This window comes from Vibrio sp. S9_S30 (assembly GCF_014694455.1).
Taxonomy (GTDB): Bacteria; Pseudomonadota; Gammaproteobacteria; order Enterobacterales; family Vibrionaceae; genus Vibrio.
The window spans coordinates 77,563-98,818 of record NZ_JAAUWT010000009.1; the positions used below are offsets into that span (position 1 = coordinate 77,563).

Consider the following 21,256-nt stretch of genomic DNA (forward strand, 5'->3'; position numbering starts at 1 on the left):
GTTACCTGTTTTGAAAAGGGGGGGAAGAAGGCGCTACGGCATAGCATTTGATACAAAGAGAGGGGATTGAATCACATGATACGGGCGGCAGTATCAATGTGTTCAACAGGTGTGTTCTGAATGGCGAACTTAGGTTTGTCAGTATGTCGCGGCTGACAAATTAAAAATAGACGAGAAAATCACCGATGATTTGATTACTTGTGTTGGCAATGGTGCCTCTACTGGTGTGCTCGTCGTACGAAAATTGCAGATTTAAATCCGATACGTTGCCTTTGGTGAGTACATTGCGCAGCAAGATATCGCTATTGATTTGGTGGGTCGTGACTCCCCACTGAAGGTTACTTTTAAATATATTGAATTCTATTCTCATTTATTTCCTCTTCGAGCGTTGGATTTTTCAGTTTTGTTTCGGCATTTCTGAAACCAGAAACGGTGTCGACCAATCGATTTAGACATGGTTTTTCCTTTTTATATGGACTCAGTTCAATTGACCCTAAGGGCTTTTGACCTTTCGTTGTTAAATTCTGTTTGATATTTAAGCGTATGCAAATACATATCAAATATCTTCATTAAAGTATGCGAATGTTACACTTCGATGTATTAAGACTATGAGTTTCTAAAATAGTTCTATGACACGAGCATCATAATGATGGAGGTGTGAAAACACAGCAATAGATTGAAGTAATAACAAAGAAGATTGTATAGCTGAAGCGGTGGTGCGAGGTAGAGCCGGAAGGGCAAAACGAGCAAGCCACTAAGCTTGCTCGTAAAAGCATAACTTACGCAGGAATTACGTTAGCAGCTTGAAGACCTTTTTGACCTTGCTCTACTTCAAAAGTCACTTTCTGACCTTCATTAAGAGTTTTGAAACCTTCAGAAGCGATAGCACGGAAGTGAACGAATACGTCAGCACCGCCGTTATCTTGAGAAATGAAACCGAAACCTTTCTCTTCGTTAAACCACTTTACAGAACCAGTTACTTTGTTAGACATGGAATGCCCCTTAAATATATTGAATTAAATAGGTTCGCTATACGCGAATGCACTGAAAGCTGGAATTATTTAATTTGACGATGAAGCTAAGGGTGTAGTAACAGAGGGTTCAACAGTTACGAAGGAATTCTGAAGACTTGCTTTGACTTAATGTTTTTTTAAATAACTCTATGTGACAGAGCGCACGTAATATTACATCAGAGAGTCGTGTTGTAAAGGTTTATTTTCAATATATGGCTTTTATCTTTGGGAACAGAGGCAACTTCGCATAAAAAGGATACTTTTTGTGCATATAGCTGCATATTGATGAGAGTGCAGATGTGCTTGTTGTGAATATTTCCCTTTCGCCTCCAAGTCTTTCGTTTGTCGCATGGCATAAAACACGAGAGCCGCTAATGCGGATCTCGTTTGGGTTGAATCGGATTACTGTTTACTGTCTTCTAAATCAGCACCATGATCGGATTGAGGCTCTGCATTTGCGGCTTTTGCACTCCGTTCATACCAATTGACGTTTCGAGTCATCACCATAACCAAGCTTAAGACGACAAAACCAAGCTTAAGACGACAAAGCACAATAGTGTTCCCATTAGTAGGGCATAGCTTTCGGCTTGCAGCAAGCCAAACAACAATCCGTACAGAATGAGTAAACTGATTCCAAAGATGCTGCCATGCTTACGGTTATTCAGCATACCGCCCACGTACACACTTAATAAGGCAGTGGAGGCAATGGCAGACACTAAGTATGCCCAGTTGAAGCCTGTGTGCTCACTAAGGTAAATCAGCAACAAATAAACAGTGCCAGAGCAAGACCCACAAAACCGTACTGGATAGGGTGAATAGGGCGTGCTTGGAACAGTTCTAACAAGAAGAAGCTTGCGAATATCAGGGTAATGACCAGCAGAGAATAGTTTACGGCGCGATGTGATTTAAGGTAATGGTCGACAGGATCAATCAACTCCACACCCATTTGCCTGCCGTTAAGTTCGTAACATTCGGTGTTGTCTGACATGCATTTATCAAACAGTTGGGTAATGTTGGTTGAAAAGTTGTTGGTTGCCCATTGAGCACTGAAGCCAGTTTCTTGGATATCGGAAGAAATAGGCAAATAATCGCCAATAAAACTCGGGTGAGGCCAGCTAGAAGAAAGATTAACACTGGTATTGTTGCCAATCGGGGTGATTTGTAGATTACCCATACCTTGTAGCAAGAAGTTCAAATCAAATGTTAGAGGTATGTGTGTTAGCAGCCGTCACATATCAGTGTTTAATTAGATGAGTCACTTGGGGAGCATGTCTATAAAGAACGGTACCATCAAGCGCATCGCGATCAAAAACAACACAATCGATATCCCTTTTCTCAAGGTATTTTGGGGGATATTCGTTGGGTATTTCTGCGTTAAGTAGGTCACAACTATCACTAAGGGAATCGCTGCGGCTGAAATGGTTAGAATTTCAGGGGTGAGCTGGTTTCCCCATGCAAGAAGCACCGTTCGAGAAACCGAACTACAAAGAAAGGTAGAAAGCAACAGCGCACGAATATGCTCCATTGCCATAGGTTGGCGATAAAAGTGGTAGACAAGTGAAGGACCACCTAGCCCAAACATTCCGCTACAGAGCCCCGAAGCAAACCCAGTAGCACAGAAACTACGAACACTAGAGAGTTCTTTTTTTGCTTTCGCTCGCCAAAATAAACTGATGGCGCTGTACAAGATGATACAACCCAACAAAAACTCCAAGGTACTGATCGCTTCACCGCTGAGATGGTTCAAGCCCAGTAGACCAATATAGATACCAGGGATAACGCCTAAAATGGTGAATACCCATTTACGCCAAGGGGTTTGTCGACCAACATCTTTTAAGGCAACTAGACAATTTCCAATGGTGATCAAACTGATGATGGCGGCAACAACAGGCAAACTGTAGAGTTTAAAGGCGCTGGTCAAACCAATAATGATAATGGCAATCCCAAAGCCAGCGACAGTTTGGAAATACGTGCCAAGTGCGATAATGGCGAACAATAGGGCGAGTTCCATTCTAAATAGGTTACCTCATTCAGGTGTGTTGAGCTTGAACAACCGTCGTGGCAATGACATAGAAAATATCGTCTTCGCTGCATCTTCGGGACAAATCGTTGGCTGGTTTTGCCAACCCTTATAAGAAGAGGTCCTATGGCTTTCGCACCACTAAGCCTTTCTGCCAGTTTGTAACCAATATTGCCAGCCTCTATGGTTGGAAATAGGAGCACATTCGCATTACCTTTTACCGTCGAATTCGGTGATTTTTTCTGGCAGCCTCTGCCACGATACCGCATCGAACTGTACGTTTTCATCAATGGCTAAGCTAGGTTATTGATATTGTACTCTTTTATGGACATTGTTCACTTTATTTATTGGCAAATGGTGCGTTATTGGCAAATGGTGCGCGCTACCATTTGTTGAGGTTGAAAGCATCGCGATTCTGGATTCGACATTCAGCCGTTGCCGAGCGTTATTGAACATTGATATGGCAATGTTGGTACGTTGTTCTTCGGCTGAATCCACCACCAAGCCACGGTCTGTCAATACGAGTGGGAACACATTATGGGGACCGATTCATTGAGTGGTATTGCGAACAACATCGGCAGTGATGCGTATCGAGCCTGCAACCACCCCATCGGAGTTACCCTTACGCGTGAGCATGGCTGAGCTTTCACACTGGCGTTGAGGATGCGTCTACCTTGTGTTTCGCACAACACGATCTTTTTAGAGTGTTTCTTAAGTATTCGATGATCTTTTCAATGGTTTTCATAATGTTTTATTCTATTTATTGATTTAATTTGTTCCGAAAGTAGTGATTTGGTGACGTTGCTAACGACTGAAACCCCATAGAACCATCTAAAATCTGCTATGTGGTATAAATCATATTGCTTTCTTGCTATAAGTGGTCACGTGAGCAGTTTAAGAAAAACATCGGAGAAATATGGATAACCAGTCACCTATTCAGCCTCCTAAAGTGGAGGGTGATACGCCCACTTTGCGCCTTTTTGCATTACTCGAAGTGATCGCAGAAAAGGACGAATTTTTCTCGTTACAAAGCCTTGTCGAAGAAACAGGTTTGCCGAAGCCCACATTACATCGAATGCTTCAGCAGCTAGAGAGCGCTGGCATTGTGCAGCGTGATCATGATGATCGGCATTACAGCACTGGAATACGGTTACGCCGTTTTGCCGAAAAGTTGTTATTGAACAGCACGATTCACAGCGCAAGGCACGCCGTATTATTGCGATTGCAAAGCGAAGTGGGAGAAAGCTGCAACCTGACTGCGCTTTCAGGGGGCGAGATTGTGTATGTCGATCGTGTTGAAACCCAAGCACCACTTCGGTTTTATTTGCACCCGGGCTCACGTGTGCCTGTGCATTGCAGCGCAACGGGTAAGCTTTTCCTCGCGAACATGAACGCCAAGCAGCGTAGGCGTGTGTTAACCACCACAGAATTAGAGCGCTATACTCAGCATACGAAAACCAGTGTTGAAGACTTAGAAACAGAGCTGGAACAGGTTAAGAACAATGGTTATGCCATCGATAATGAAGAGTTTTTGCCGGGTCTATTTTGTGTTGCTGTATTGGTGCCTACAAAGCGCGGACGTTCTAATCTTGGTATTGCCATACAAGCGCCGATTATTCGCCTAAAACCAGAACAAGCCTTGCATTTTCTTCCTGCTTTACAGCGCGCAGCCAACGCATTGGCCAAAATAGAAGAGGAAGAAGATGAACGGTTGTCTGGCAAATAGCCACGAGAAAGTCGTGTGTTATTCCGAGTTCAGGTGAATAGGTGAATGGGTGGATAGGTGCAATACGTAGAGATCAAAATTGCAGTAGAAGAACAGATTGAATCAGGGCTATTGCCTCCGGGGCAAAAGTTACCGCCAGAGCGTAAATTGGCGGAGTCCTTTGGTACGACCCGAGTTACATTGCGGGAGGCTCTATCACTGCTTGAAATTGAAGGGAAAATTTATCGTGAAGACAGGCGAGGGTGGTTTATTTCGCCACCACCACTGAGCTACGATCCGGGTAAAGACATTAGCTTTACGGCACTGGCGATAGCGAATGAAAGAAAGCCGAGAACGGACGTTCTGACCGCAAAAACCATTTTGGCGACCAAATACGCGTCTCAGATATTGGATCTGCAGCCTTTCTCTGATGTGCATAAGATTGAACGGCTTCGTTACCTCGATGAACGCCCTGTGATGCATGTGACTCATTATGTTCAGCCGGACTATGCGCCGAGCTTACTGGAACACGATCTTACCCTTTCACTCAGTGGTCTTTGTGCGAGCGAATACGGTATTCACCCTGCATCGACTCAAATTCGGCTGCGAACCACTTCACTACTTGGAGACATTGCGCAGTCTTTACGCGCAACACCGGGTGCACCTGCCATGGTGATTGAGCGTTCCAGCCTAGACCATTCCGGAGCGATCATTGATTGCCGGATTGAATATTGGCGTCATGATGCGATCAGCATTGAGTCGTCTGTGGTGTTGAAAAGCTAACTTATGTCGTTGTTTGCTATCGTTTTAGTGGTTTTCTCAGCGTTGTTGCACGCGAGTTGGAATATCATTGGTAAATCGAAGCAAGGCGCTGGTGGGGCGTTTTTTCTCGCTTCAGCGTATGCTCCTACCCTCATCTTGGCACCTTATACGATTTGGTTTCTTTCCTCTCCCGACATTGCCTTACCTTCCCAGTTTTGGCTTTGGGTCGGCATGAGTGCGGTCTTTCAAGCGGTGTATATGCTTGGGTTAGCGTACGCTTACCAACGTGCCGATGTAGGGGTTATCTATCCTATCGCAAGAGCGATGCCAGTGCTCATGGTTGGGCTGGGGTCGGTATTGTTGGGGCAAACATTGAATTATGTCCAATGGATTGGTTTTACCCTTATCACCCTTGGTTGTCTGTTTGTTCCGCTAGTAAAATTCAGCCAGTTTAGGCTCTCCGATTACCTGAATGGGGGGGTGGCTTGGGCGCTTGTCGCCGCAGTCGGAACAACGGGATACTCCATTCTGGATAAAGTCGCGATAGACATGCTTACCCGTGAAGTGAAGGAAGTTTACAGCGCGCAACAGGTCGCTATTTTTTATTTAGGTATTCAGTTTGCGTTTATGGCGGCGACATTAACCTTGACCTTTGCTGTGACCAAACAATGGCAGGTTTTTCAGCAGGGTTGGGCAATGAAAAAATCCGCCACGGTTGCAGGCGTTATGATGGGGATAACTTACATTTTGGTTTTGTATGCTATGACATTAACAGAGAATGTCAGTTTGGTGGTGGCACTGCGCCAGACCAGCATCATCTTTGGACTGTTGTTAGGTATTCTGTTTTTGAAAGAAAAGTGGCTGTATACAAGAGGGGTCGGGGTGGTGTGTATTGTCGTTGGACTTGTCTTAGCTCTTATTTGATGACCTGTGTAAAAACAAAAAAGTGCCCTGAAAAACAGGGCACTTTTGGTTAAAACCTTGTTGGTTTACTTACCACGTTGCCAGCCGTGGAATTTTTGCACCCATTCCAGCAATTTTTCTGGTGCGTTGGCTTTTTTCCATACCCCAGCGGTGTACTTCGCTGCTTCACTCATGGTTGGGTAAGGGTGAACCGTGCCAAGGATCTTGTTCAGACCAAGGTTGTACTTCATTGCCAATGTGAATTCTGCCAGCAATTCTCCCGCACCATGCCCCACAATGGTAACGCCGAGAATGGTATCTTTGCCTTTTGGCGTGATCACTTTAATGAAGCCGATGTCTGCCCCATCGGTAATGGCGCGGTCTAGATCATCAATGCCGTAAGTCGACACTTCGTAGTTCAAGCCTTTGGCTTTCGCTTCGCTTTCGTTAATACCCACGCGAGCGACTTCTGGTGTGGTGTACGTGGCCGCTGGCATCACACGGTAGTCGGCTTTGAATTTCTTAAATTGTCCAAACAACCCATTTACCGCCGCATACCAGGCTTGGTGCGCCGCAGCGTGGGTCAATTGGAATGGTCCACAGACGTCTCCAACCGCGAAGATATTTGGGTACTTAGTTTGTAAGTACTCGTTCACTTCCACGGTGCCACGTTCGGTGACCTCAATGCCGAGTTCTTCCAAGCCGAAGCCTTTCACGTTGGCAACACGACCGAGTGCCAGCAACACCTTATCAAAGTAAACGCGTTTGGTTTCACCTTGGTGTTCCAGTTCCGCAAACTGACCTTGCTCATCACGACCAAATAGCGCCGCTTTGTGACCCGTTAATAGGTTGACACCGTCTTCTGCCAAGTGGCTTGCCACGAGATCAGACGCTTCTCTGTCTTCACGAATGAGGATTTGTTCCGCCATCTCAACCAGCGTTACATCCGAGCCAAGCAAGCTAAAGCTTTGCGCAAGTTCGCAGCCGATTGGTCCGCCACCCAATACCAACAGTTTTTCAGGCTGCTCACGCAATTCCCATACGTTGTCGGAAGTCAGGTATTCAACATCGCTTAAACCTGGGATCCCCGGAACCAATGGGCGAGCCCCTGTTGCGATAACGATGTTTTTCGTCGTGAGCCGTTCACCGTTCACTTCCACTTCCCAAGGGGAAAGGACTTTCGCTTCGCCCGTGACACAATCGACACCCAACGAAGAATAGCGTTCGATAGAGTCGTGCGGTTCAATGCCTGCAATGACGTGTTGTACACGGTCCATAACGGCACCAAAATCGGCTTTTGCTTCGCCCGCGTCAATGCCAAAGCGTTTGGCTTGAGAGATTTCCTTCATGGTGTGCGCGGCACGAATCAAAGCTTTAGATGGCACACAGCCTGTATTCAAACAGTCACCGCCCATCTTATGGCGCTCAATCAAGGTAACTTTGGCTTTCACGGCCGCCGCAATATACGCCGACACCAAACCGCCAGAACCGGCACCGATAACGACCATGTTGGTGTCGAATTTTGTCGGTTTCTTCCAACCTTCATACACTTTACGTGCTGCAATAATGTCGACCAGTTTCTTCGCAATTAACGGGAACAAACCCAATAACACGAACGAAAGCAGAATCGGAGGCGAAATAATGCCCGCTAACGAATCGATTTCAGCTAACTGAGTACCGGCGTTAACGTATACCGCCGTGCCTGCCAGCATACCCAACTGGCTCACCCAGTAAAAATCGCGGGCTTTGATTGGCGTTAAGCCCATCAATAAGTTGACGACAAAAAACGGGAATACTGGAATTAAGCGCAGAGTAAACAGGTAGAACTTACCCTGCTTTTCAACGCCCTCGTTAATGGCAGATAAACGCTCGCCGAATTTGCTTTGTACCCAGTCGCGCAGTAAAAATCGGCTGAACAAGAACGCCAAGGTTGCGCCTACCGAACTGGCGAAGGAAACCAACAGCAAGCCCCAGCCAAATCCAAACAATGCGCCGCCTAGTAGCGTCATGATGGCGGCACCCGGCAGCGATAAGGCAGTTACGATGACGTAAATGACAAAGTAAGTCACACTGGAAAGCAGAGGATTTTCAGCAATCAGAGAAGACAGTTGCTCCTGTTGCTGCTTCGCCGTTTCCAAGGTTAGGAAGCGCCCCAAATCTAAGCTGAACCATAAAACTATGAACCCAACAATCGCGAGCGCGAGAAGTATCTTTTTTTTGCTCATCACATTTCCTTCATTAGGTTGTTGGCAAAATGATCAACCACTTATATCCATGACGTGGTCTGGCTATAAGTGTAGTGAAACTGGTTAATAAAAACAGGACCAATACGTTCTTTTCCCTGAACTGAAACAGAAGAGCTCCGGATCCAGCATCTTGAGGGAGTTTGAGTATTCATGGGTTGCCCTGTTTTGAGGACTTGTTTTAAAAGACCCAACAAAGCGCCGCTTCATTTCATGTTTTTATACTTTTTTTTAAAAAAAGGAGAGAGCCTTATTCCACTTGATTCTGAATGAGGCTTGATGACAGAAAAAACAAATCCCCTGAGGTGAAAGAAAACTCAGTATGATTTAGGGGGGTGGTTGCAGATAAGGGAGCGCGAAAATTCTTCCTGACACATTTGGGCGCGCGGTTCATTTTCATACAAGCGATAGAGACGGCACATCTCGACTAACGTATCGCACGCTAAAAGATAGCTTTTGTGACGAAATGTCTGACTGCGGTCGGAATTGTTCATTTCATTGACCAGCGCGTAGTGCAGTTTTTTCAATACACGAATGGCGCAATAGTCGTCACCGACTTCCTGGGAACGTTTCACCAGTTTTTTGCAGGCGTCGTTGTAAGCATGAAGCGCTTGCTCACAACCATTACTTTTGGTCAGTACCGCTTCACACAAATACATCTCGGTTTTTAAATCTTGCACCTTCAAGCGATAGTTGTCGATATTGCGGAAAATCTGATGATGAAGTGAATCCATTTCTTTAACATCCCAAATGACTGAATTTAATTAAATGATAATCATTATCAATTAATAAATCTACTCCCCTTTTTTGTTTTAAAATTTACGTGGTCGATCACGAAATGTTATTTATGCGCCCTTTTTACAGAAAAGCTAAATATATCATCGAGATAATTCAATAGTGCTCCCTTTTTGATTTTGTGGGAATTTTCGTGCTTCAAAGCGATGCTCCCAGATGGTGCCTGCCCTGACAAGGTATCTCGATATTGCAAAATCTTTTTCACTCTTTCTCCCCAAAATGTAAAACGACTTGAATTGATAATCATTATCAATTAGATCTATATGTCGATATGTAGTGGTTATTTTTCAATCTGGATACAAGATATAGTTATGGACGTAATAAAACGCGACGGGCGAAAAGAGAAAACAAGCCTAGATAAAGTGACCCGAAGGGCAGAAGCACTGTCTGACGGCTTAAAGGTCGAACCTATAGCAGTGGCGCAAAAAGTAGTAAGTGGTCTGTACGATGGCATTAAGGTGACAGAGATTGATGTTTTTCTGGCAGAAACAGCAGCAAGTTTGGCAGCAGAGCACCCAGATTACGCTAAGCTTGCCGCCCGAGTGCTGGTGAGCTCACTTCAAAAAGAAACCCAAGGATTCCAGTGGGCAACAAAGCAGCTCGCAAAAATCGGCATTTTATCGGATGACTATGTTGCTCAAGTACTGCGGCAAGGTGCTGAGCTGGCAGAGCTGATCGATTACCAACGTGATTATCAGTTTGACTACTTCGGCTACAAAACGTTAGAGCGTTCATACCTACTGAAAGTGGATGGCGTGATCGTTGAGCGCCCCCAAGACATGTACATGCGGGTTGCGATAGCGGTGGCGGGTGAAAACATCCAGGAAATCAAAGAGCTCTACGACATGTTGAGCTTGGGGTATTACACCCATGCAACGCCTACGTTGTTTAATGCGGGCTGCAAAATGCAGCAGCTGTCATCGTGTTTTCTTTTGGCGATGCAAGATGATTCCATTTCAGGCATCTACGACACATTAAAAGATTGCGCGTTGATTTCAAAATCGGCGGGTGGCATTGGTTTACATATCCACAATATTCGAGCTTCGGGCGCACCAATCATTGGTACGAACGGCATTTCGAACGGGATTATCCCGATGCTGAAAGTGTTCAATGAAACCGCTCGTTATGTAGACCAAGGTGGCGGTAAGCGAAAAGGGTCTTTCGCGATTTACCTAGAACCTTGGCACGCCGACATTGAAGCCTTCCTTGATCTGCGTAAAAACCACGGTAAAGAAGAATTCCGTGCTCGGGATCTTTTCTTGTCGCTTTGGGTGCCCGATTTATTCATGGAACGTGTGGAACAAGACGGTGATTGGACACTGTTCAGCGAACACAGTGCGAAAGGGCTCTCTGACGTTTACGGTGATGACTTTGTTGCCTTGTACGAAAAGTATGAACGTGAGGGGCTAGGGCTCAAAACAGTCAAAGCGCGTCAAATTATGACTCAGATTATTGAGTCCCAAGCGGAAACGGGCACCCCTTACATGCTGTACAAAGACGCGTGTAATGTGAAATCGAACCAGAAAAACTTGGGCACCATCAAGTCCAGTAACTTGTGCGCTGAGATCATGGAAGTGTCGACAGCCAACGAAACCGCCGCCTGCAATTTGGCTTCACTCGCTCTCCCCAAATGCATTATTGATGGGGTGTTTGATTTCGAAAGGCTCCATGACATCACGAAAATTGCGATCAAGAATCTAGATCGCGTGATTGACGTGAATTACCACCCAACCGACAAAATCGAAAAATCGAACCACGCTCACCGACCTGTTGGCTTGGGCATTCAAGGCTTGGCCGATGTGTTCTTCAAGTTGCACCTGCCTTACGACAGTGATGAAGCCCGTGCGCTGAACCGTGATATCGCCGAAACCATGTACCACGCCTCTCTTGAAGCTTCGTGCGAGTTAGCCCAAGAATTGGGTGCTTACAGCAGCTACGATGGATCGCCAGCCAGCCAAGGTATTTTCCAGTTTGATTTATGGAACGAACAGCCAAGCGCTCGTTGGGATTGGTCGACCCTGAGAAACAACATCGTTTTGCATGGCCTTCGTAATTCGCTCTTAATCGCGCAAATGCCGACGGCTTCTACCGCTCAAATTTTGGGGAACACCGAAGCATTTGAAGCGCAAACCAGCAATATCTACAAACGTCAGACACTGTCTGGTGAGTTCATCATTGTTAACCGTCACTTGGTCGAGGTGTTGGAAGAGCGCGGCTTATGGACAGCCGCGATTCGCGATTCCATCATTTTGAACAACGGTTCTTTGCAAAATATTGCGTCCATTCCTGATGATGTAAAAGCGGTGTATCGCACAGTATGGGAGCTTTCTCAAAAGGCGATCATCGACATGTCGGCGGATCGTGGTCCGTACGTTTGTCAGTCACAAAGCCTCAACCTGTGGTTGGCGTCTCCTACGTTTGCTCAGATTAACGCGATGCATTTCTACGCCTGGAAGCGCGGTTTGAAAACGGGCATGTATTATTTGCGCACCAAACCCTCAGCGAACGCCGTAAAGGTAACCGTTAGTAATAACGGCAGCGAAGAGAATAACGACAGCGAAGAGTGTGTAGGCTGCGGCGCATAACAACGACTTTAACATTATTGATATTAAGGCGGACGATGCTCTGCCTACGCATTAGGACACTCCCATGATAGTAAAAAACAAATTTAGCCTATTCCCTATTCAGTACGAAGAGATCTGGCAAGCCTACAAAACCCATGAAGCCGCTTTTTGGACAACCGAAGAGCTCGATTTTGCGCAAGATCTGCCTGATCTGCAAAAACTGACGGAAGGGGAGCAGCACTTTATCCGTCACGTTTTGGCGTTTTTCGCGCAAAGTGAAGGCATGATTAATGAGAATTTGTTGACTCGTTTTTACGGTGAAATTGAAATTGCAGAAGCGCGTTGTTTCCTTGCACTGCAAGCGTTTAATGAAGTCATTCACGCGGAAACGTACGCGCTTCAGCTAGAAACGTACATACCGGATGTGGAAGAGCGCGAGCGCTTGTTCAACGCCATCGATAACGTGCCAACGGTGAAGCGCAAAGCCCAATGGGTGATGAAGTGGATCTCGTCCGACAAACCCCTTGCCATGCGCTTAATCGCGTTTGGTTTAGTGGAAGGGCTGTTCTTTGCGGGCAGTTTCTGTGCAATTTACTACTTCCGTAAGCGCGGTTTGTTGGCCGGTCTGGCAGCAAGTAACGACTTAATCGCCCGCGATGAGGGTTTGCACTTTAGCTTCTCAGCATTGCTGTTTAAAACGCTGGGTCAGGGCAAGGTGACGCAAGCGGAATTTGAAGAGATATGCCGTGAAGCGGTGTCTATCGAAAAAGAGTTTGTAACAGAGGCATTGCCTGTGGATCTGATCGGTATGAATGCGGATCTGATGTGTCAATACATTGAGCACACGGCGGATGTTATTGCGGGGTTATTTGGGTTTCACCCTGTTTTTGGGGCGGAAAACCCATTTGATTACATGCGCCTGCTTGATATGGAAGGGAAAACCAATTTCTTTGAAAAACGGGTAACTGAGTATAAACGCCCGCAAGATCGTCAACTGGCTTTTGACGCCGATTTCTAACAGGAGGGGAACATGCAAATAGAGATGTTTAGCAAGGACAACTGTCCTCAATGTGTCACCGCAGCCAATTGGATTGCTCAGCAGGGTATGAAGTTACGTCAACTTAAGCTCGATAAAGACTTCGACCGCGAATCTTTATTTGAACTCTTCCCGACAGCACGCAGCTATCCGCAGTTTAGAGTGAATGGTGAAGCGGTAGGGGATTTTGAATCGCTGAAAAGACAGTTAGCATTTGTGTCAGAAGCGGCATTTTAGTGAGATGTAGAAACGACAATGGCGGCATGTGAATGCCGCCATTTTCATGAACCTGACCACGGGATTTACATTGTCGTGGTATCGAACTGATAGGTTTTCATGTCGGCTTTTTTCTGTTGCGATGTAAGGGTTCTCAGGCTCTTCATTAACATGGGCAACACTATTAGTGTAAGGGCAAGGTTTGAAGCGGGCACCGATAGCCAAATGCCATCTACACCGAGATATGTCGGCAAAATCCATAAAAAAGGCAATTGGATAAACATATTACCGGCAGAGACAAATAGGGCTTTGCCACCCATCCCTATCGCCATAAAGTAAACAGAAGCCGCAAATAAAAAGCCATCCAAGTAAAGAGCAAGCAAATGAAGTTTCACGCCTTGTGCTGTGGCCTCGGTTAATACTGCGTCACCAGTAGTAAACAAAGAGATGGCCGTTAGGGGAGATAGGTTCACCAGCACCACCATAACGATCCCCAAGCTTACCGAAACCGATAATGCCAATTTAACGGTTTTAATAATGTTGTTGTATTGCTTGGCACCGAAGTCGTAACTCACTGGTGGTTGCATTCCGTTAGCGATCCCTTCCGTGAAGTAGTAATACATACTCGCTATGTAACCGACAATGGCAAAAGCCGCGATATGAGTTGCATCGCCGTACATCATAAATAGCTTATTGTGCAGTGCCATAACGAAACCAAAATAAAGGAACATCACCAAGGTTGAAACACCGAGTTGAATGATGCGCTTTGCCAAATGCCATTTAAACACACCATAAAGTACTTTCGCTTCCGAATACTTGCTTAGGAAATAGCAAAGCCCCAATAGGCAGGTGACCAACTGGGCGATTAAGGTGGCCATCGCCGCCCCTTTTAGCCCCATATTGAGGTGAGCCAAAAAGGCATAGTCGAGTAAAATGTTCGCGAATGCACCGACAACAATCAATGCGGTAGCGAGGTTGGGGCTGTTGTCATTTCGGACTAACATTGGCAGTGCGGTCGCCCCAATGGTCAGTACGGCACCTGTGGTTAATAGGTTGACGTAATCTTCAGCGAATGCTCTTGGCAAACCTGAAGCGCCTTGCATGGACAATATTGAGCCGCTGGACATCACTAGGAAGATTGCCCCTACGCTACCCGTAGCAACAATGAGTACAATGGCGGTGAAGAGAGAATGGTTGACGCACCTTGCATTTCCTTCTCCACGGCTGATGGATGCCACACTGCCGCCCCCCATACCAATCAGTAAGCCAATCCCAATGACGATCGCCAATACAGGGTAGGCCATACTGATTCCTGCGAGCCCATCTCTGCCAACGTAGTGACCAACAAAAATGCCATCGATGACTTGATAAAGACCACTCACCACCATGGCTACGATAGACGGTATGGCATAACGCCAAAACGTTTTTGTTACGGAATCGGTTTTTTGAGGGAGAGTGATGTGAGACATGGCGCGCTTACCTGACTATTTTGAACAAAATTTGCGCAATTATATTTCTAATGTGGATAGATAAAAGTTAACATCTATCCGTATTTCGGATGGATTGGAGCGATGACAAAATGAATTGGACTCTGGATCAGATTGAAGCGTTTGTGATGGCGGCTCGCAGTGGGTCCTTTTCCGCAGCAGCCCGAAAAATGGGGAAGGCACAGTCTCGGGTGAGCAGCGCCATTTCAAACCTAGAGGTGGATCTGGGGTTTGAGCTCTTTGATCGTTCCGCTCGCTTTCCTGTTTTAACCGATTTAGGTAAGCAGATGTTGATCGACGCTGAAGCGCTTTTACAACAAAGTCAGAAGCTGAATAGCCGGGCATTAACGGCTTCTTCTGGCGAACCCCTCACCTTAAAACTCACGGTAGATGAAGCGATCCCTTTGGATACCGCTCATTCCATTTTCACCCACTTAGGGGAGCGATTTCCGAATCTTCGCCTAACGATCACCAATGGCTCGCGTGACGATATCTCCGCTGCGATTGCCGAAAAGAAAGCGGATATCGGGCTTATGTTTCGCCAAAGTGATTTGCCGAGAGAAGTGGAATTTCAATCCATAGGGTACTTTGAAAAGGTACTTATCATAGGCGAGGCACACCCATTGGCCAATGAAAAGGAAGTGTCATTATCGGATTTGTATGGAGACCGGCAATTGGTGATTTGCGACCGTTCTGGAGAAGGAGGCGACAAGGCATTAACGCCGAATCATTGGCACATCGACAGTTATTATTTAATTTGCGATTTGGTGGCGCGTAACCAAGGTTGGGCAATTGTCCCTCAGCACATCGTCGATTCCGATTGGTTTTTAGGGCAAGTCAAAACCATGAAATGTAAAGATTCGTTTGCGGATATGATGGTAGAAGTTGGGTTAGTCAAGCGAACGGATAGCCAAACAAGCGAAGTAAAACGTTGGCTGATGACCGAGCTGAAAGAGATGATGGCGAACCGCGCTTAATCTGTGTCAGATTCTTAAAAATGCCCTACAAGCGGGAAACCATGCAGGGCACAAAGGCAGCTTTTCGGAATTATTTTAGATCCAGGCTGTAGGAAATAAGCAGCTTAACGTCATTGCGGTCTTGCTTATGCACCACATCGTTACCGCGGAACATGCCGTGGAATAGACGAACGTTAAGCCCTTTCAACCCGCCATCCAAAAACTGATACCCAAGGTTCCAATCTAACGAATGCATGGTGCCATCGTATTCCTTCTCGGTTTTGCTGGAACGAACGTGAGTGCCATAGTTGGCACCAAGACCAGCGGTTAAGCCTGCAACACCAAAATCAGCGAAGTTGTAGTTCACAGCAAGTTTCGCGGCTTTTGTGCCATCAACGTTATAGTCTTCTAGCTGAGAAGCGGTTTGTTGGAAGTTACGGTTGTCGGAGTTCGCCCAAGGCGTTAGGCGGAAGTTATAGCCAACTTCTTGACCTTTGGTGTCGGTGGCGCTGAAACCCGCTATCCAAGTAAAGTTGCCGCTTTTGATGTTGGCGCCCAAGCCAACGTAACGTTGTGCTTGCTGATCTTTCAATCCAGTCAGTTCTGATTCCGCGCGAATACTGCCATGGTAAAAGCCCGTTAGGTTGACTTTTGCGTTGCCCATGTCGAAGCCATATTGACCCAATACTTGCCAGTTTGTGCGGTAATTTTTCCCTTCCCCGTAGCCTAAATCTATCTGACCACCATCAAACTTATAGATGCCACCGACCGTGTGAATGTAGTCGATGATCTGGCCTTGTTTGCCACCAGGGTGCTGGTTTTGATGCCAAGTTGTGGTCATATCGTGGAAGTTTTTACGCCAGTCGTTTTTGAACTTGTCAGCAATGGCATACCCAACCACGAAATCGCCAAAATGCGCTTTGGCTTCAAGCCCGCGGTAGGCATGTGGGTTTAACCCCCAGCTCGACCGGATGGTACCGATATTGATTCGGGTGTAACCACCGCGCAAGGCGAGACCGGCTTTGTCATCGCCAAATTTGGCTTTTAGCGATACCACTGGAACGGCAACATAAGACTTTTCGCACGCTTTGCCATCGTATGATGAGTTGTTCTCGCAAGTGTGATCGAAATAGAGAATTTCCGACATGCCAGTCGTTTCGCCTAGCTGTAGGTTGGTGTTCGCCCAGATATCAATTCCAACCGTGTCTTTGAAATAACCAGAGCGGTAATCCCAAGCGAATTGCAAGGTTTGGTTTTCAATATTCGGAACGTACTCACCGTTGTCGTCTTTTTGTTGACGATCTCGGATGTACAAGAAAGAGTGCAGTTTGGATGAAGAGTCTTCATAAAAGGCTTGTTTAGCTTCATCAGCAAGGTTAAGTGCCGCCGCACTTTGGTTGAGGGCATCGTTTTGATCGCCGTCATTTGCGTGTACAGGCAGTGCCGCCATTGCAACCAAAATGGAGGGGGTGAGTCTGGAAAGTGGAACCTTTTTTATCGTATTCATAACTATATCCATCAGTTATTAGTTTGTCTGTGAATAATCACATCAATAATGTTATGAAAACGGCGGTTTTTTAAAATAGAAACGATGTTTTAATTTTGATTTATAAGACTTGGATCATAGTTAGATGACGGGATTAGAAGTTGATCACAATCTGATTATGGTGGGGGGGACGAGAAAAGACAGGAATTTAATGTATTGATTAATTTAATGATTATTGGCCTCGTCTTTAAGGCTTGATTTGGCGTTGCCTGCGCGACATCACTTTTTTAATAAAGGGATATTGAGCGGTTTTTTTGTGACATCCATCAATAAAGGTCGACCCATCCATTCGCTGGTCTTGAATTGAATAGCCGCGACACAGGGGAAATAACTTTGTGTGTTTGGCTTCTCTCCGGTTCTATACCCTCTTCAAAGCATTGGGTAAGGGCATCATTGCACTGCACGTATTTCTGTTATTTATGACCAAGTGAAGAATACTATTTGGCTGCAAATCCAACACTTTTTGAGTGAAAAACGTTCGTGAGATTCTCCGGCTATGCTAGGTTAGCGTATTATTTTTTGATAAAAATCGACCGATTCGAATGAACCAAGTGAACAATACGTCGACGGATGAAACCCGAGGAATACTGGCATCAATTATCGCTTCCATGGGGTTTGCCCTGTTACCGGCTTATGTGACATTTCAGCCTGACGTTGCTGGCATCATAACCGATGTTGATATGGGGAATTGGTTGGCTGGTCAGCGAGTAATGTGGGGGTCGATACTCCTATTGCTCGGTCTTACTCTATTTGGACGGCTCCCGACGTTTTGGTCTTTCTTTTCGCAGTGGCGATTGTGGCCAAGATTCATGCTATCGGCGATGCTGATTGCGCCGCAACTTTGGGTGTTTGTTTGGGCACCCCTCCAAGGAGAGACGCTTTCGGTTGCACTTGGTTATTTTTGCTTGCCTTTAACGTTGGCGGCGACGGCGCATTTTGTGTACAAGGAACGCATTACTCGACAGCAGCTGATTGCCTGTGTTATTGCCGCTTGCGGCGTGGCGTATGCATACGCCATGGCAGAGGGGGTGTCTTGGATTGTCTTCTTGATTTGCTTCGGTTATCCCGTTTATTTTATGTTTCGCCGCCAATACAACATCAGTAGCGATGTGTCTTTCAGTTTGGAGAACCTGTTTTTATTGCCGTTTGCCCTCATCGGTATGGCATTGATTTATCCTATGGAGTCTTGGGGAGCCATTGCACCCAATGCTTGGCTGTATTACATCGGCTTGGCTTTTACTGGGATTATTCCGATTATTCTCTTTTTCTATGCGTCGCAGCAGCTGCCCTTGACCTTATTTGGATTACTCGGTTATTTGGAACCCGCGCTGGTTTTTTGTGTGGCGCTGATCTTAGGGGAGCGTATTGCGCTGATCCAGTGGCCAACCTATCTGGCGATTATGCTAGCATTGGCCATTGTTGCATTTGAGCAGTTTACCATGCGACGATCGTCCCTATTCTCCCGCCCCAAGCTTTGATTGCTCACTGCTTTCGACCAACATCTCTGTCGCAGTGTTTTTTAGCATTTGCCATTCTTGCTCATCCACTTCTATGCCTTGTTTCCAAGCGGCTTTCTGAGCGTCGGAGAGCTGCTTTGCAGGAATATGGATGGTGTAGCCGTCTGATATTGCCGAAAAATCAAAGTCGTCAATCGACAGCACTATCGTCATATCGTGGATGCTCAAAGAATCCGGCGATACTTGCTCGGAAAAGCACAGCTCCGGTGAAAGGCGTCCTTTGTTGAGCATCAACAATACTTTCTGAGGAGACGATCCATTTTCCCAATAGGCTTTACACGCAATGCCTTTAGACGCCAGTTTGGCTAATTCACTGTAAGCGAGCCAACGGTTATGGCATCGAGTTAGTTTCAACGTCATTTGACGTCGTTTGACCAATTTTTGCAGTGCGAAATCCAGCACAACAGGCAAATGACACGCAAGGCTGGAGCCGTGAAGATCGATCTCTAGGCTGTCATTGCCAAGCTCGCACACCTCCACAGGGCAATCCTCTTCGTTGCTCATGAATCGGCTGCCATTGTTGAAGTGTTTAACGCCATTGAGCCCCGCCATTTGCAAATCTGCGACCATATTGGCGATGATATCGGCTTCGCCACAATGTCTTCGCATGCCCAAAAAGGCTTTGGTCACCATTGCCACCAATTCGTTATGAGACACAATCATGATCTTTCGCCTTCAGAGTGTTGGGTTGATGACGGTAACGTAGGAAAGATCCATTCGTCTTCATGGATTTCATCAAGCAGTGGTGCACCTTGAAAAAACGTCACTCTTACCCAGCGATCTGACCTTGGGTCAAATTTCGTTGCACCGAAAATCGCCAATTTGCATCGTAATAGGTGCATGGGCAGGGCGTCTTTGTGCAGCACATTCATTTGTATGTCGCCCATCACTTTGTTTCCGAGTGTCCATGCCCTGCGTGCAATGGCACGGTGTTTTGGGTGTTTTAGTGAAAATTCTGCCATAGAAATATTTGGGTTTTCGGCGACAAGGGACTGATAAAGCGCGCTCACCTGACGGCCGATATCCAGTGGCAGCTCTTTTTCTTCGCCGGGCTCTACTTCTCGCACACCGAGCCTTGGTTCTTCTTTATCTTGTGAGCGATACCAAAACCAGTAGTGGTTGTCGTGTTGCGAATAATCGGTGTCAATGGCCCAGCGATAGCGGGTTTCTAGCAAGGTAATAAATTGCTGAACGGTTCTACTGCCTTCTAAGTATAAGGATTCATCGCAATTCATGTTGTCTTGGTATTGGTCGACTTTTTCTGGGTACAGCTCCATTAAGCAGCTCGTTAACGATTCCTGCGCTTCTAAGCTGAAATGAGCATACTGTTCTAGCCGTTGCCCCCAGTTTTGGCTGAGGCTTGTCATGGTATCGATGCTGGCTACCAAGCTTTTGAGTTCTAGAACGGCCTTGGCATTACGTTGTCGTTGGGGTTCATTGATGGTGACAACCTGATCTAAATGACAAATGGCTTTATTTAATAAGGCGATGAGTTGCGAAATACTGCGATCGTCGGGGAACTGGCTGAGTACTTCTGATAAAGCCGCTTCTCTGGCGGTTAACCACTGGTCGACAATACAGGGGTGATTAATGAGGTACGGTGCCATGCCGAGCCCCGTTGCATTGCCAACACCAAGGTAGCGCTGAAATGAGCGATCGAGCTCGACGAAACGGCTTCCGCCTTGCTGCTTGGCGAGGTAGTGAACCCAATCTAGGCTGAATTCACGCAGCAGGTAAACCGCACACATTTGAGCGCTGAACGATTGCTTAAAATCTGGGTTGTTTTCCAGCAACTTAAAATCGGCTATGCCAAATTTTCCATTGCCATAGACGGCAGTGGTTCGCAAAATGTAGCCCACTTCTGCCAGTTCCTTTTCTTCAGGCTGAACGCCCTTCGCCAAACTTGACACAATGTGCTCGAACACTCGGACGCTTTTGTTCGCCCGAGCCAACACCAATACGTTGTTGGGGTTACGACCCGCTTCCTGCAAGGGCACATTTTCACGCAGCCTGTTTAAGAGCGCCTGTGATACGTCGCCTTCTACGAGTGCAAACGTCACATCCCATTTCTCGGCGATCACTCTGTCGTTACGCTCGTCGTCTTCAATTTCACTGCAGAACACCACTAAGTGGTAACGGTTTTCTGGTGTTTTCAGTTGATAAACGACGTGTCCAAAGCCCTGTGGACACAGTTCCCATTGGTGTTGGGTCACACGCCATTGTTGATGGGCCATTTTGCGGATCAAAGTGCGAACGAAACTGATCCGCGTTTGGTGCATCGCGCCCAAACGTTCTGGATCCATAACGACATCGGCATTGCGATATTGGGCGTTAACATGAGTAGAACGATGTGCATCCATTTTTGCTCACCACCATATTGTTATAGGAAGAATCATTGTTATAGGAAGAATCATTGTTATAAGAAAAGTCATCGTTATAAGAAGCATACACATCAGTGCTATTGGGCATACCAAGTTCTTGGATAGGTGGGCA

Annotated in this window: 18 protein-coding genes and 2 pseudogenes; 8 read left to right on the top strand and 12 right to left on the bottom strand. The window is 46.3% G+C overall.

Going from position 1 to position 21,256, the window contains the following annotated elements:
• Positions 1–160: 160 nt before the first annotated feature.
• The 6 genes and pseudogenes from HC752_RS12370 to HC752_RS25450 form a co-directional block, all read right to left on the bottom strand.
• The gene (locus HC752_RS12370; protein ID WP_190335459.1) at positions 161–370 is read right to left on the bottom strand and encodes a hypothetical protein; all 210 of its coding nucleotides are present in this window, start codon (positions 368–370) and stop codon (positions 161–163) included.
• Between the two features lie 409 nt (positions 371–779).
• A complete protein-coding gene (cspE, locus tag HC752_RS12375; protein WP_190335461.1) occupies positions 780–992 on the bottom strand; it encodes a transcription antiterminator/RNA stability regulator CspE in 213 nt (70 codons plus the stop codon).
• A 423-nt stretch (positions 993–1,415) separates the two neighbouring features.
• Positions 1,416–2,223 (bottom strand): annotated as a pseudogene (creD, locus tag HC752_RS12380) (cell envelope integrity protein CreD); the annotation flags it as partial.
• A gap of 45 nt (positions 2,224–2,268) precedes the next feature.
• Positions 2,269–3,024 carry a sulfite exporter TauE/SafE family protein gene (locus HC752_RS12385; RefSeq protein ID WP_190335462.1) on the bottom strand — a complete coding sequence of 252 codons (756 nt, stop codon included), beginning with the start codon at positions 3,022–3,024 and terminating at the stop codon, positions 2,269–2,271.
• Positions 2,931–3,320: a phosphate acyltransferase gene (locus tag HC752_RS25445; RefSeq protein WP_190335465.1), complete on the bottom strand. Its 390-nt coding sequence runs from the start codon at positions 3,318–3,320 to the stop codon at positions 2,931–2,933. Before HC752_RS25445 ends, HC752_RS12385 begins: the two co-directional genes overlap by 94 nt.
• A 16-nt stretch (positions 3,321–3,336) precedes the next feature.
• Positions 3,337–3,567, bottom strand: a complete 231-nt coding sequence (locus HC752_RS25450; RefSeq protein WP_190335467.1) for a phosphate acyltransferase — start codon at positions 3,565–3,567, stop codon at positions 3,337–3,339.
• Between the two features lie 382 nt (positions 3,568–3,949).
• Here HC752_RS25450 and HC752_RS12400 point away from each other — a divergent pair, with 382 nt between their 5' ends.
• From HC752_RS12400 to HC752_RS12410, 3 genes are read left to right on the top strand one after another with little or no spacing between them, the layout of a single operon-like run.
• Entirely contained in the window at positions 3,950–4,759 is an 810-nt protein-coding gene (locus HC752_RS12400) for an IclR family transcriptional regulator (RefSeq protein WP_190335468.1), read from the top strand.
• A gap of 57 nt (positions 4,760–4,816) precedes the next feature.
• The gene (locus HC752_RS12405; RefSeq protein WP_190335470.1) at positions 4,817–5,521 is read left to right on the top strand and encodes a UTRA domain-containing protein; all 705 of its coding nucleotides are present in this window, start codon (positions 4,817–4,819) and stop codon (positions 5,519–5,521) included.
• Between the two features lie 3 nt (positions 5,522–5,524).
• Positions 5,525–6,424, top strand: a complete 900-nt coding sequence (locus HC752_RS12410; RefSeq protein WP_190335472.1) for an EamA family transporter — start codon at positions 5,525–5,527, stop codon at positions 6,422–6,424.
• Between the two features lie 65 nt (positions 6,425–6,489).
• Here the strand turns inward: HC752_RS12410 and lpdA are convergent, their stop codons facing one another.
• Positions 6,490–8,628: a dihydrolipoyl dehydrogenase gene (lpdA, locus tag HC752_RS12415; RefSeq protein ID WP_190335474.1), complete on the bottom strand. Its 2,139-nt coding sequence runs from the start codon at positions 8,626–8,628 to the stop codon at positions 6,490–6,492.
• Positions 8,629–8,963: 335 nt separating this feature from the next.
• Positions 8,964–9,380: a hypothetical protein gene (locus HC752_RS12420; protein WP_190335475.1), complete on the bottom strand. Its 417-nt coding sequence runs from the start codon at positions 9,378–9,380 to the stop codon at positions 8,964–8,966.
• A gap of 372 nt (positions 9,381–9,752) precedes the next feature.
• Here HC752_RS12420 and HC752_RS12425 point away from each other — a divergent pair, with 372 nt between their 5' ends.
• The 3 genes from HC752_RS12425 (at position 9,753) to HC752_RS12435 (ending at position 13,278) form a co-directional block, all read left to right on the top strand.
• On the top strand, positions 9,753–12,026 hold the full coding sequence (locus HC752_RS12425; protein ID WP_190335477.1) for a ribonucleoside-diphosphate reductase subunit alpha: 2,274 nt from the start codon (positions 9,753–9,755) through the stop codon (positions 12,024–12,026).
• 64 nt (positions 12,027–12,090) lie between these two features.
• The gene (locus HC752_RS12430; protein ID WP_190335479.1) at positions 12,091–13,023 is read left to right on the top strand and encodes a ribonucleotide-diphosphate reductase subunit beta; all 933 of its coding nucleotides are present in this window, start codon (positions 12,091–12,093) and stop codon (positions 13,021–13,023) included.
• Between the two features lie 12 nt (positions 13,024–13,035).
• A complete protein-coding gene (locus HC752_RS12435; protein WP_190335481.1) occupies positions 13,036–13,278 on the top strand; it encodes a glutaredoxin family protein in 243 nt (80 codons plus the stop codon).
• Between the two features lie 65 nt (positions 13,279–13,343).
• Here the strand turns inward: HC752_RS12435 and HC752_RS12440 are convergent, their stop codons facing one another.
• On the bottom strand, positions 13,344–14,726 hold the full coding sequence (locus HC752_RS12440; protein WP_190335483.1) for an MATE family efflux transporter: 1,383 nt from the start codon (positions 14,724–14,726) through the stop codon (positions 13,344–13,346).
• 110 nt (positions 14,727–14,836) lie between these two features.
• On the opposite strand from HC752_RS12440, the gene HC752_RS12445 reads away from it, so the two are divergent.
• Positions 14,837–15,721 (top strand): LysR family transcriptional regulator, encoded by an 885-nt coding sequence (locus HC752_RS12445; protein ID WP_190335485.1) that lies wholly within the window; start codon positions 14,837–14,839, stop codon positions 15,719–15,721.
• A 70-nt stretch (positions 15,722–15,791) separates the two neighbouring features.
• On the opposite strand, the gene HC752_RS12450 is transcribed toward HC752_RS12445, so the two are convergent.
• Positions 15,792–17,207: an OprD family outer membrane porin gene (locus HC752_RS12450; RefSeq protein WP_238930509.1), complete on the bottom strand. Its 1,416-nt coding sequence runs from the start codon at positions 17,205–17,207 to the stop codon at positions 15,792–15,794.
• Between the two features lie 581 nt (positions 17,208–17,788).
• Between HC752_RS12450 and HC752_RS12455 the strand changes: the two genes are divergently transcribed.
• Complete coding sequence (locus HC752_RS12455; protein ID WP_190335487.1) at positions 17,789–18,724, top strand: EamA family transporter; 936 nt, start codon at positions 17,789–17,791, stop codon at positions 18,722–18,724.
• On the opposite strand, the gene HC752_RS12460 is transcribed toward HC752_RS12455, so the two are convergent.
• Positions 18,701–19,426 carry a DUF3726 domain-containing protein gene (locus HC752_RS12460; protein ID WP_190335488.1) on the bottom strand — a complete coding sequence of 242 codons (726 nt, stop codon included), beginning with the start codon at positions 19,424–19,426 and terminating at the stop codon, positions 18,701–18,703. The genes HC752_RS12455 and HC752_RS12460 overlap by 24 nt on opposite strands.
• A pseudogene (locus tag HC752_RS12465) lies at positions 19,423–21,139 on the bottom strand (hypothetical protein). Before HC752_RS12465 ends, HC752_RS12460 begins: the two are co-directional and overlap by 4 nt.
• Between the last annotated feature and the right edge of the window lie 117 nt (positions 21,140–21,256).

Bases quoted from the DNA above. Each gene is read 5' to 3' on its own strand.
- HC752_RS12420 (WP_190335475.1), bottom strand. From the start codon at position 9,380: ATGGATTCACTTCATCATCAGATTTTCCGCAATATCGACAACTATCGC.
- HC752_RS12370 (WP_190335459.1), bottom strand. From the start codon at position 370: ATGAGAATAGAATTCAATATATTTAAAAGTAACCTTCAGTGGGGAGTC.
- HC752_RS25445 (WP_190335465.1), bottom strand. From the start codon at position 3,320: ATGAAAACGTACAGTTCGATGCGGTATCGTGGCAGAGGCTGCCAGAAA.
- HC752_RS12440 (WP_190335483.1), bottom strand. From the start codon at position 14,726: ATGTCTCACATCACTCTCCCTCAAAAAACCGATTCCGTAACAAAAACG.
- HC752_RS12460 (WP_190335488.1), bottom strand. From the start codon at position 19,426: ATGATTGTGTCTCATAACGAATTGGTGGCAATGGTGACCAAAGCCTTT.
- HC752_RS12450 (WP_238930509.1), bottom strand. From the start codon at position 17,207: ATGAATACGATAAAAAAGGTTCCACTTTCCAGACTCACCCCCTCCATT.
- HC752_RS12435 (WP_190335481.1), top strand. From the start codon at position 13,036: ATGCAAATAGAGATGTTTAGCAAGGACAACTGTCCTCAATGTGTCACC.
- lpdA (WP_190335474.1), bottom strand. From the start codon at position 8,628: ATGAGCAAAAAAAAGATACTTCTCGCGCTCGCGATTGTTGGGTTCATA.
- cspE (WP_190335461.1), bottom strand. From the start codon at position 992: ATGTCTAACAAAGTAACTGGTTCTGTAAAGTGGTTTAACGAAGAGAAA.
- HC752_RS12400 (WP_190335468.1), top strand. From the start codon at position 3,950: ATGGATAACCAGTCACCTATTCAGCCTCCTAAAGTGGAGGGTGATACG.
- HC752_RS12430 (WP_190335479.1), top strand. From the start codon at position 12,091: ATGATAGTAAAAAACAAATTTAGCCTATTCCCTATTCAGTACGAAGAG.
- HC752_RS12385 (WP_190335462.1), bottom strand. From the start codon at position 3,024: ATGGAACTCGCCCTATTGTTCGCCATTATCGCACTTGGCACGTATTTC.
- HC752_RS12425 (WP_190335477.1), top strand. From the start codon at position 9,753: ATGGACGTAATAAAACGCGACGGGCGAAAAGAGAAAACAAGCCTAGAT.
- HC752_RS12445 (WP_190335485.1), top strand. From the start codon at position 14,837: ATGAATTGGACTCTGGATCAGATTGAAGCGTTTGTGATGGCGGCTCGC.
- HC752_RS12455 (WP_190335487.1), top strand. From the start codon at position 17,789: ATGAACCAAGTGAACAATACGTCGACGGATGAAACCCGAGGAATACTG.
- HC752_RS12410 (WP_190335472.1), top strand. From the start codon at position 5,525: ATGTCGTTGTTTGCTATCGTTTTAGTGGTTTTCTCAGCGTTGTTGCAC.